Source organism: Halostella limicola, from assembly GCF_003675875.1.
Taxonomy (GTDB): domain Archaea; phylum Halobacteriota; class Halobacteria; order Halobacteriales; family Natronoarchaeaceae; genus Halostella; species Halostella limicola.
This window is the reverse complement of record NZ_RCDI01000002.1, coordinates 713,340-724,390: the sequence shown is the minus strand read 5'-3', so window position 1 is coordinate 724,390 and position 11,051 is coordinate 713,340. Positions and strand designations below refer to the sequence as shown.

Here is an 11,051-nt window from a genome sequence, read left to right as displayed (position 1 = left end):
GATGAACAGTTTCAGGGCTCCGCCGCCGGTGACAGCCCACGGTTAGCGGCTTCGCAATCAAGACGACGTTCGGTCGCCGATCGTCACGAGGTCAAGGGACGCCCGGAGGACGGTCAGTCCTCATCCTTCGGGAAGACGAGGATGGGGCGGTCGGCCGTGAGGATCACCTCTTGAGTCACACTTCCCAGAAGTGCCTTACCAACTGGGCTACGCTGTCGTCCGGCGATGGCGATTGCATCCACATCGAGTTCGTGAGCAAGGCTGATGATTTCCTCCGTTGGGTCGCCATGCTCTCGGCGAACGTCGACTGTATAGCCGAAGTCAGACAGTTTTGCGGCGGTCCGCGCGACGTTTTCAGGGAACTCTTCTTCGTTGTAGAAATCGTCTGACTCGATGGTCGACCACTCCCCGCTCGTCACTTCGAACTCCTCAAAGACGTTCAGTACCGTGAGACGGGTCTCTTCGGGATCAAACGGGAAACCTGCGATTCCATCCACAATCCGTTGAGCTGGTTGTTCCTGCTCGTCTATCGGAACGAGAAGTTCAGGCATATTCAACATATGATCGGCTGGCAACTTAATATTCCCGTTGGAACCCGCTCTCGGTCTGGCCAGAACACTTCGAAAACCCGATCTGAACGACGGGCATCTCTGTTGGGTTTACTCTTGATTTCGTACCCCACATAAACGAGACCTATCTCAATCAAATAGATGCTTCTAGCCCATATCGATGTTATCAAGGTTCACGCGGATGGCTAGAAAATAGGCGCTAATACGCTTTCGTGACAATTATCATCGATAGCTGATCACTCCCGTTCTTCGAGCAGTTCATCGCGCGTCTTTACCTTCTCGACGGGATACCGTCCCTCTGGCGGCCATCCGATTGCAATAATACGGCAGGGCTCGTCGAAGGGATTATGCACGAGGTGGACACCGGTTTCGCCGGCATCGAAGCGGACTGTGTCTCCGTCGTCGACGTCGAAGCGGTCGTTTGCCACTTCGACCTTGCAACGGCCGACAGCGACGTGAATGAGTTCTTCCTGTTCCTCATGGTAATGGAAGTGGTTCTGGGAGAGCCGTTCGCCGGGCTCAAGGACGGCGACGTTAATATTGAACGCATCGATACCTAGTTCAGGCGATAGTTCCCACCGTCGACCGGGTTTCTCGTCCTCTGGGTCATTCTCCGCCGCTTGGAGCAATTGCCATCCATCAGCCATACAAGTCCATTATCTTCGTACATAATAAAAACAATCACTGAAAAGCCGACAGAAGTGGTCGACACCTATCCTTCGGTCGTCTGCATCGTGCTGATTTCAGTGGTGCGCAGGAAGTAGGCAATTCCGGCGACGATAGCGGCGGCGATGACTGCCTGACCGATCATCGCCGGCACAAAGATGGCGCCTAGCCCGAGTGCTACGAATGCGACCCGCATGTACCCAGGAATCTCCTGCTGAACGCGACCCATGAGGCCAATGCTGACGGCGATGAATCCGGCGAACACGATTAGGAACGCGACGATTGTCATCGGTCCGGGGTACAGTAGCGCCTCGTTGTAGAAGAACGCGAACGGGATCAGGAACATCGGGAAGCCGATCCGTAACGCCTCCAGCGCGGTTTCCCAGAAGTCCGACCCTGCGATACCCTGACCGATGATAACCGACAACGCGATCGGGGGAGTGATGTTCGAGACGATAGCGAAGTAGAACACGTACATGTGAGCGGTGAACTCGTTGACACCGATCTCGGTCAGCGACGGTGCGACCAACACGGCGACGATCATGTACGCGGCCGTCGTCGACATACCCATGCCGAACGCGATCGCCGATAGCATTGCAAGGAACAGCATCACGATGACGCTACCGCCCGACAGGAGAACGAGGTACGACGAGAGCTGCTGGGCGAAGCCAGTGACAATAAGCGCCCGGATGACGATGCCAAGGCTCGCCAGGAGGATGGTGATGTCGAGCGTCGCCTCAGCACCGCGCCGAAGGCCCTCAAGTGACTCGCGGAGGTACTGCTTCAGGGCCGGTTGGGCCTCGTCGTCCCCGGTAACGATTTCGAGGGCGACTCTCACTAGGCGCAACACCATCAGCGCGAGGATGCTGTAAAACCCAGCGACCATCGGGTCTGCCCCGATCCCGATTAAGTACCAGAGCAGAACGGCGAACATCCCCAAGTACTCGAAATGCCAGAATATGTCGAAGACCCGCTTGAAGGCGCTCCGAGAGTCGGGCGTCGTCCGGATGTTCTGTCCTACAGTGTGACTAGTGCCGAGCGAGATAGACACTGCGACTGTCAGGAAGAACAGTAGCGCGGGAGCGACGGCGCCGACGACGATGTCGGAGTAGTTTGGATCGATGAGCTCCGCCATCAGGAAGGCGCCTGCGCCCATGATCGGGGGCAGGACCTGACCGCCGCATGAGGCGACCGCCTCGATTGCGGCTGCGACCTTCGCCCGGTAGCCGTTTTCTTTCATCAGCGGGATGGTGAACGCACCGGTCGTCGCAGTGTTCGCGGCGGTCGAACCATTGATCGACCCCATAAACATGCTCGCGGCGACGGCCACTTGCCCGATCTCGATGTGCTTGCGGCGTGCGGCCAGGCGGGTCATTCCCTTAATGAACGTCGCCATCCCGCCGTATTTCTCCATCAGGCCAGCCAGCAGGAGGAAGATGACGACCCAGGTCGCCGAAATCTGCAACAGCGTCCCGAACAGACCCTGCATCTCAAGGGTGTTCATTGTGATGATCCGCCGGGGCGTTAGGCCGCGGTGGGCTAGGATCCCCGGCATCATCGGGCCGAAGTACGAGTAGACGAGACCGAACAGTACAACGCCAGTGATGAGCCGGGAAATGTGTAGGAGCGCGATCATCACTAACGCGATGACCAAGATTCCCAGATATACATAGGTATCTTGGTAGATACCCGCGGCCATCACGATGCTGTCGAAGTTGTCTTGGATGATATATAGCGGTATCACCGACACCACACTGTAGAGCCCGTATGCGGCCGTTTTTATCTTCCCCTGCCACGACGACCGGTCGACGCCGAGCATCTGAATGATTCCCCAGAGCGAGAGGACCATCGCCAGGTGGATGATCCCATGGCGGGAACCAGGTATCGCAAACGTGTAGCCGTACCACATGTGGTACGCAAAGAAGACGATAGCGATTGCGTACGTAAGCAATTCCAGTAGTCCCTGGTTCCAGATCGAAACCTCATAGTTGTCTCTAAACTTTTCGTCTATCGTTTGCTCGATATCCTCTAACGTTCGGCTGTTGTCCGACGGTGTTTCTTGAGCCATTTGTAGAAAAAGGAGTCTGCTACTAAATCAAGCTTCGGGCGGGGGAGTCAGGTCGTAGTCCTCCCAGAGCCCCTCTTCGGTGTAGTAGTCGTACGCTCCCTGATGAACCGGAACATCGGGGTGGAGCGTCCCGAGGAAGGCATCAGGGTCAGGGAAGAAGCCCATAACCTCGTCCTCTTCAAGCAGATCCTCACCGTGCTCGTACGTCATCTTCGTTATCTCGTAAACCCTCTCTGGATCACGGTCGCTCTTGACCACGTAGAGGTACGTCAGGGTGAACGAATCGATCGGATCCTGATAATTCTCGGCGAACTCAGAGACGGTTTCCGAATCGAGTTCGACGTATGTAGAGTACCCTAGTTCGTTGTTGAGTTTATCGATGGTTGAGTCCGAGAACTGCAGGGGTTCCCAGTTGACTGTCGCGTCGATCTCCTGGAACCAGCCCTGCGGAATAGTCTGATTGACCGTCCACGTGAATGCCGCGTCGACCTGCCCTGAACGCAATGCGGCAGGAATGTCGGCGAATGCCATGTAACGGTTGTCGATATTGTCCAGACCGATCTCTTGGTCAACAAGCCACTCGACCGGCGGTCGAGTCCCGGACCCGGACGAGGAGATGGCAACTGAACGTCCCTCAAGGTCGTCCCAACCGCTGACCTTGTCAGCGTTGTATACACCGAAGTTGTAGAAGCCCATATACCCCCGAACCTGCCGGATCGAATCGAAGTCCTGCAACGATTGGTCGGAGAAGGCTCCTTGGTCAGGCGAGTCGGCTAGCAGTTGCGTCGTTGTGCCACTCATTTCGAATTCGTCGTTATCTAGCCGCCGATAGGAAGCGCTGGTCCCTTCTGTGACGACAGCCTCTACGCCAACATTGTCGAGCAGGTCGTTCTGCTCGGCATACTGTGTCCAGGTAGACCCGATACGGAACGAAGACGATCCTTCGGAAGAAGTCCCCAGCGTCCAGTTTGATCCGCCGCCATCACCACCACCACTACCGCCAGCCGTCTGATCGAGACAGCCAGCGACGCCGAGTATTCCTGCAGCTGATGCTCCCTTGATGAACGTCCGCCGGTAGTGTTTGTTACTCTCAGTCATTCTTCAGACCCGTCCGGAACCCTACTGGTCCGAACTTACACCAAGAATAGTGACAGGGGTTGTTAAGCTTTTTCTAGACCAAACTATCTAAACTCAACCCACGTTGTGAGTTCTTGCCGCAACATTATATACGAGGTCTCCTAACGTGACGGTATGCGAGCTGTTCGTTACCACGAATACGGCGACGAAGATGTATTGCTACTCGAAGACGACGTGGAAAAGCCTACGCCAGATGACGATCAGGTACTTATCCAGATCGAGGCAGCCAGTGTGAATCCTATTGACACGTACCTACGGAAAGGAAACGTTCCTCCAGCGGAAGGGCTTCCACACATCGGGGGCTCGGACATGGCCGGCGTCGTCAAGGAGGTCGGAGATGACGTTAGTAACTTCAAAAAGGGTGACCGTGTCTTCGCCACTGGCCTTGGGATCTTTTCGCCGGGGACCTATGCAGAGTACACGGTGGCGGCAGAGAACATGTTGGCACACCTTCCTGAAGCAGTGTCCTTTCGAGAGGGTGCAGCGGCCGCAATGGCCTTCGCGACTTCTTGGCGTGCACTCATTGACCGTGGCGGACTCTCTATGGGAGACGTTTGTCTAATTCATGGTGCGTCCGGCGGCGTCGGTCACGCTGGTGTTCAGATTGCGGCCCAAGCCGGGAGTTACGTGATTGGGACAGCTCGCGAGGGCGAACCTGCATCAATGGCCAGATCGATGGGTGCCGACGCTGTCGTCGATTATCGCTCCGATGACCTCGTCGACGACCTCAAGGCTGCTGCGGATGGACAAGAGATCGATGTGGTGCTTGAACCCCACGCCGACGCCAACATTAAAGCCGATCTCGAACGGCTCGCCGCCAGTGGACGCATTGTCATCATTGGTGAGGAATCACCGATCGAAATTCCACCAGGTCCGTCGATGACAGCGAAACAGGCTGACGCTGACTTGCGGTTCATGTCGCTTGCGGCATCACCGGACGTACAAGCGCCGATCCTGCAACGCGTGGCTCCACGACTTGCCGATGGGCGGTTTACTGTTCAGATCGATAGCGTATTTGACCTTGATGAGCTATCAGCGGCTCACGAGCAGCTAATGTCCTCCGGTGTAATGGGGAAAATCGTCATCGATCCTACCAGCTGAGTAGTGCTTTAGTGAGGATCTGAAATCTTGTTTTAGATGTGTCGTAGAACGAGGACACAGAAGGCCCCTGTTGCCGCGAGCGCCGCAAGTACCAGAAATAGACTCGAGGTCGTAGCGTATGTCAAAACCGTCCCAGCGACGCTCGCTCCTATTGCCCCAATACCGAACATTGCTAGGTACGTGAACCCGTATGAAAGCCCTTGGACGCCGTCTGCGGCCTGTTCAGAGATGATGACCTGGTAAATAGGCGCAGTTCCATACACGAAAAACCCAAGTGCGAGACTAACAGCCACGATCGCAGTCGCGCCCACCTGCCACACGAGAACAAATGCCAAAGAGAGAACAACGAGCCCGGTCAGCGCACCAAGGAAAGCAACCTCACTTGAAATTCGGTCGGTTAATTTACCACCTGCGTACTGGCCAGCGATACCCACGGTTAACAGACCTGAATAGACATACTCAGCAGGTGAGAACGACTGGCCGAGAAATTCGGACGGGGAGAGCCACGGGGACTGTCCGAGAACATCGGGGAGAAACGTCAACAGTCCTCTGTAATACGTTCCGTATAGCAGCACGGCGATGAACGCGACTGAGAATCCAAGTGTGAAAAGCCTCCGGGAATTTGTGACAACAGTTCGACTGGCATCAAACAGCGAAGTTGGCGCCATCGCATCCCGTTCTCCCCCCTCGAACTCTATACTGATGCCAATGAGGGCGGCGATAGCGGCTGGAACGAACAGAATCACCACAGTCATCCGCCAGTCTACGACCGAGAGAAGGAACGCCGTACACAGTGGCCCGAGCGCAGTTCCAACATTACCCCCCGCACCATGATAAGCGAAGACAGTCCCTTCTTCCGTCGCTACACGGCTAATAAGAGAAAGCCCAGCAGGATGATATATGCTGGCGAACACTCCCCAAAGAAGGACGGCAAGCAGCAAACTGGCAATCCCACTAGCTAAACTCAGTAAAGCGAATCCCACTCCCATGCCCAAGATAGAGATGATGATCAGACGCCGGGATCCAAAGTAGTCCGACAGCACGCCGCTGACCGGCGCACCAATCCCGATGAGTGCATACCCGGCGCCTACGACAGTACCAATGACAAGTGCTGAGAATCCAAACTCGTCCATCCACAGTCCGACGAATAGGGGAATAGAAAGCTCGTACGTATGAAAGAGCGCATGACCGAGTGTCGTAAACTGGGTCACCTTCAGATCGTTTGTCTGCATATTTACTTCGTAGTTCTCTTGCGATACCGAAAACAGTTCTGCTCAGTTAACCGAATGCTCGATATGGAGTTCGAGTTCGTTAACTGCTCCCAGAACTATTTCTGGTAGTTCCTCAGTCAAGATGTCCTCCTTTAACCGATGAGCGGGTCCAGAAACACTGAGCGCACCGAGGACCTCACCTTCCGAATCCAAGACGGCAGCACCCACCGCATGCACGCCTTCTGTCGTCTCCTGTTTATTGAATGCATATCCCCGATCCCTGATTTCGTCGAGTGCATCAAATAACGTCTCCCTTGAAGTGATCGTGTTCTGGCCTGTCTTAGATAGACCCCGCTCTTCGACGATCTCGTGAACACGCTCTTCGGGAAGGTTCGCCAAGATTGCCTTCCCGCCTGCACTTGAATAAGCTTCTCCTCGCTTCCCGACGTGAGCCCCCGTTTGGACTGCACTCTCTCCAACCTCTGTATACAAGTAGACACGCTGTCCTTGTTCCTCGACGATGAATTGCGCACGTTCGCCTGTCTCCTCAGCTAGTTGGTCTACCTTCTCCTTGATCATCGGATAGGCATCGACTTGGCGCTGTGCATATCCTCCTATAGAGAGAAACTTCAGTCCGATTCGATAGACATCATCTTCTTGAATCACATAGCCGTAGTCCCTGAGCGTCGCTAAGTGACGATGTACCGTGCTGGTAGACATTCCCATGTATTCGGATAATTCTTCCAAAGTAGCCCCATTAAGCTCACGTACAGTCTCAACCAGCTCAAGGGACGTTTGCGTCGTTTTAGCGCGTGTTTTTATCTTATCACTCATGGATGGATCCTGGGGATACGTAAGCATAAATCTTACATTCTGGGATGCGACCTCTGGATAGCCGTATTCTGCTGTTTCGGTCTCTCTGCCCACTACCCCAAGATACTGCTTCCGCTGACCTCCCTTCTTGAATCCTAAAAGCGGTTTGTGGGGAGAAAAAAGAAAATAGAAGTAGAGAATGCAGGTGATCTAACACCGCTGCACCAGGGATCTTCATATACTAGGATGGCATTGCCAGAATATCAATTCCAGAGTTCTCTATGAGAGGTGGAGGAGCCAAAGTCAGTGAGGTATCCCCTCGCCTTTACACTCATATCATTGTAAAAAGGATCGTAAAATGGGTCAGATCTTATCCCGTATATTAGGATGAATGATGGGGGGAAATGACGATAGTCAAGCCAAAGTATGGTGATTGGGTGAACTTATGATTTCTAATCTACAGGACAAAGAATAGTTCCTAATAGAACGTATCTGCACCCAGTAATCCAAAATACGGCATTCGTGATGCTTCCAAAAGTTATCTCAGCAGTGGCAGAGACCGACAGATGATTATTATTCGTCCGGTATTGCGCCTTTCTCTCGCAGAGTATCCAACTCCTCGGTGGTATATCCGAGGTTCCGAATTACAGACTCAGTGTCCTCACCAAGCAGCGGCGGTGCATCGGCAAAGCCCGCATCAGCATTCGCGTAGTTCAAGGGATGCTCAATGACTGGGATCTCGCCAGCCGCCGGGTGTTCGGTCTTTCGGACTACATCTCGTGACTGAACCTGCTCGTTCTGCAGTGCTTCCTCCACCCCATAAACTGGCCCCACCGGGAGACCTTTCTCCTCAGCTAACTTTTCCACCCAGTCGTTGGTTGTCTGTTCACTGAACGTCTGTGTGAGTTCGTCTTCCAGTTCTTCCATGTGCTCAACACGGGTCGAGTTTGTCTCAAAGCGGGAATCACTGATAAGCTCCGGACGATCGATTGCTTCACAGAGTTCTTCCCAGAGTTTCTGGTTCCCACAGGCAACATTTAGGAACCCATCAGCAGTGGGTATGCTCTGGTATGGAGCCAAGACTGGATCTTTTGTACCCATGCGGCTCGGCTCCTCGCCGGCATACACCTTCCCTGCCTGCTTGGTGAGCCAAGGTAGAGAAGCATCAAGCATTCCCAGTTCAACGCGATCCCCTTCTCCAGTGAGCTCTCGTCGGAAGAGAGCCCCAACGATGCCGAATGCCGCCCACATCGCTGTGATGAGATCTGTCTGTGGGAGCCCAACCTTGACTGGATCACCATTCTCCGGCCCGGTAACATTCATGATTCCGCTCATCCCTTGGATGAGTAGGTCGTATCCTGGTCGTTCGCTCCACGGCCCTGTATCACCAAACGCCGAGATGGAGCAGTAGATGATGCTATCGTTCACCTCCCGGACATCATCGTAGCCGACGCCGAGTCGATCAGCTGTACCAGGACGGAAATTCTCGACAACCACATCTGCCTCTTCGATTAAGTCATACAACACTGCCAGTCCTTCGGGGCTCTTAAGATTGAGTTCGACGCTACGTTTATCGTAATTGACTGTCCAAAAGTAGGGTGACTCCCCCTCCTCCGCAGCGGACTTCCCAGGACCATCGTATTCGCTCGTATCCACAAACGGTGGGCCTGAGTACCGACTATCATCTCCGACATCTGGCCGCTCTACTTTAATCACCTCTGCACCTTGATTAGCGAGCATCAAGGTGGCAAATCCACCAGTTACGAACGTCGTCAGGTCGATCACAGTGATACCATCGAGTATTTTCTGCGGAGTGGCCTCTCCATCTGCCATGCAAAGATGATGCGGAACGGTGCTAATAAGAGTTTGGTGTAGTACGATGTTAGAATAGAACTGATATTACCTGAAAGTACCTTGACTACAGTGTTCTATACGGACAACACATTTTTACCACCGTGGATGATATGCCAACACGTACAATGACACAATCGACGGGAAGCGGAGAGCCATTAGATAGATCTCCAACCATTACTGGTGTTGGAATGACAGTGTTTACTAATAAAGACGAGCGTCCTCTTCTCGAACTGCTCACGACTGCAGCAGATCGTGCATTAGATGACGCTGATGTAATACCGACTAACATAGACTCGCTTCACGTAGGCAACGCTGCTGCCGAAGCATTCAATCGCCGGTCCGGGTTAGCGAATGCACTCTCCTCCGAATTGGGGATTACTGATATTACTGCACGCCGTATCGAAAACACCAGTGCAAGTGGCGCTAGTGCTTTCCTTGATGCTTTTGATGCCATCCGATCAGGCCGATCCCAGGCTGCGCTCATTATTGGTGGAGAGAAGATGTCGGCCGCCGACACCGCGACTTCGACTGAGATCATCAGTCGAATCACTCATGACGCGGAATATGAGCAGGGCGTGACTCTTCCCTCATTCGCGGGCTTAGCAGCAGATCGCTATTTCCGGATGTACGACGCCGATAGAGAGGACCTTGCACATGTCGCAGTCAAAAATCACGACAACGCTAGGCAGAACCCCTATGCTCACTTTGATAAGGAGGTAACTGTCGATGACGTACTCGAATCACCAGTAGTGGCAGATCCCCTTCGCCTCTATGATTGTTGTCCGACAGGAGATGGAGCTGCTGCCGTGCTACTTACTGCAGGAGATGATGGCGTTGAAGTTGCTGCCTGTGAAGGGGCTGTCGGAACCCATGCTGTTGCAGACCGATCTGACCCCCTCAAAATCGAAAGTGTCCGAGAGGCCGGTAACTCCGCTTACGCTGCTGCCGACGTAACCCCAGCCGATATCGATGTTGCGTGTATTCATGATGCCTTTTCAATTTTAGAATGGTTAGAAGTTGAGGAATTGGGTCTTGCAGAACGTGGCAAGGCATGGCAGCTTACAGTTGATGGAACTACTAACCGAGACGGGAGTCTTCCAATCAATCCGGGTGGAGGACTCAAAGCACGTGGCCATCCACTCGGGGGTACAGGTATTTCTCAGATCATCGAACTTGTATGGCAACTTCGGGGTGATGCGCCAAACAACCGTGCGGTAGGTGACGTCAACTGTGGGCTGGCAGTCAACGTTGCCGGGTTTGGAAATAATAGTGTTTGTACGGTGCTGAAGGGTGAGACAGCATGACGAAAGTTCTAGAGTGTAGTAACTGTGGGTATCGAACATTCTACAAGAAGAAACACTGTCTAGAGTGCGGTGGTCAAGAGTGGAACAAACAGGAACCAGGTGTCGGAGAACTACTCGCAATTACAACTGTCCACGTTTCTCCTGAAGGTGTTCGGGAACCAAATCGACTAGGAATAGCCAGATTTGAGGGGGCAAACTTGGTTGCGCAAATTAGGAAAGGTCTCAATCCAGGTGATAATGTGAAACTTGATGACAGTAACATACTTCGGGAAGGAGATAATGGAACTCATGTCGGAGCACAATTCGCTCCTGTTGACGATTGATACGA

At 53.6% G+C, this 11,051-nt stretch carries 10 protein-coding genes; 3 read left to right on the top strand and 7 right to left on the bottom strand.

The features are described from left to right. Positions 1-113: 113 nt before the first annotated feature. The 4 genes from D8670_RS11545 to D8670_RS11530 form a co-directional block, all read right to left on the bottom strand. The gene (locus D8670_RS11545; protein ID WP_121818241.1) at positions 114-551 is read right to left on the bottom strand and encodes a universal stress protein; all 438 of its coding nucleotides are present in this window, start codon (positions 549-551) and stop codon (positions 114-116) included. A gap of 254 nt (positions 552-805) precedes the next feature. Beyond that, the gene (locus D8670_RS11540) at positions 806-1,216 is read right to left on the bottom strand and encodes a cupin domain-containing protein (protein WP_121818240.1); all 411 of its coding nucleotides are present in this window, start codon (positions 1,214-1,216) and stop codon (positions 806-808) included. Between the two features lie 65 nt (positions 1,217-1,281). Continuing rightward, on the bottom strand, positions 1,282-3,303 hold the full coding sequence (locus D8670_RS11535) for a TRAP transporter permease (RefSeq protein WP_121818239.1): 2,022 nt from the start codon (positions 3,301-3,303) through the stop codon (positions 1,282-1,284). Between the two features lie 27 nt (positions 3,304-3,330). Further along, positions 3,331-4,401 carry a TAXI family TRAP transporter solute-binding subunit gene (locus tag D8670_RS11530; protein ID WP_121818238.1) on the bottom strand — a complete coding sequence of 357 codons (1,071 nt, stop codon included), beginning with the start codon at positions 4,399-4,401 and terminating at the stop codon, positions 3,331-3,333. A gap of 153 nt (positions 4,402-4,554) precedes the next feature. On the opposite strand from D8670_RS11530, the gene D8670_RS11525 reads away from it, so the two are divergent. Beyond that, entirely contained in the window at positions 4,555-5,541 is a 987-nt protein-coding gene (locus D8670_RS11525) for an NADPH:quinone reductase (RefSeq protein ID WP_121818237.1), read from the top strand. A 32-nt stretch (positions 5,542-5,573) separates the two neighbouring features. Here the strand turns inward: D8670_RS11525 and D8670_RS11520 are convergent, their stop codons facing one another. The 3 genes from D8670_RS11520 to D8670_RS11510 all read right to left on the bottom strand — a co-directional run bounded on the left by D8670_RS11520 (position 5,574) and on the right by D8670_RS11510 (position 9,398). Next, a complete protein-coding gene (locus D8670_RS11520) occupies positions 5,574-6,773 on the bottom strand; it encodes an MFS transporter (RefSeq protein WP_121818236.1) in 1,200 nt (399 codons plus the stop codon). 42 nt (positions 6,774-6,815) lie between these two features. Further along, positions 6,816-7,586, bottom strand: a complete 771-nt coding sequence (locus D8670_RS11515; RefSeq protein ID WP_121818235.1) for an IclR family transcriptional regulator — start codon at positions 7,584-7,586, stop codon at positions 6,816-6,818. Between the two features lie 552 nt (positions 7,587-8,138). Beyond that, the gene (locus D8670_RS11510; protein ID WP_121818234.1) at positions 8,139-9,398 is read right to left on the bottom strand and encodes a CaiB/BaiF CoA transferase family protein; all 1,260 of its coding nucleotides are present in this window, start codon (positions 9,396-9,398) and stop codon (positions 8,139-8,141) included. A 146-nt stretch (positions 9,399-9,544) separates the two neighbouring features. On the opposite strand from D8670_RS11510, the gene D8670_RS11505 reads away from it, so the two are divergent. Together D8670_RS11505 and D8670_RS11500 are read left to right on the top strand one after the other, a co-directional pair. After that, positions 9,545-10,723 carry a thiolase family protein gene (locus tag D8670_RS11505; protein ID WP_205254077.1) on the top strand — a complete coding sequence of 393 codons (1,179 nt, stop codon included), beginning with the start codon at positions 9,545-9,547 and terminating at the stop codon, positions 10,721-10,723. Then, complete coding sequence (locus D8670_RS11500) at positions 10,720-11,046, top strand: Zn-ribbon domain-containing OB-fold protein (RefSeq protein ID WP_121818232.1); 327 nt, start codon at positions 10,720-10,722, stop codon at positions 11,044-11,046. Before D8670_RS11505 ends, D8670_RS11500 begins: the two co-directional genes overlap by 4 nt. The last annotated feature ends 5 nt before the right edge of the window (positions 11,047-11,051 follow it).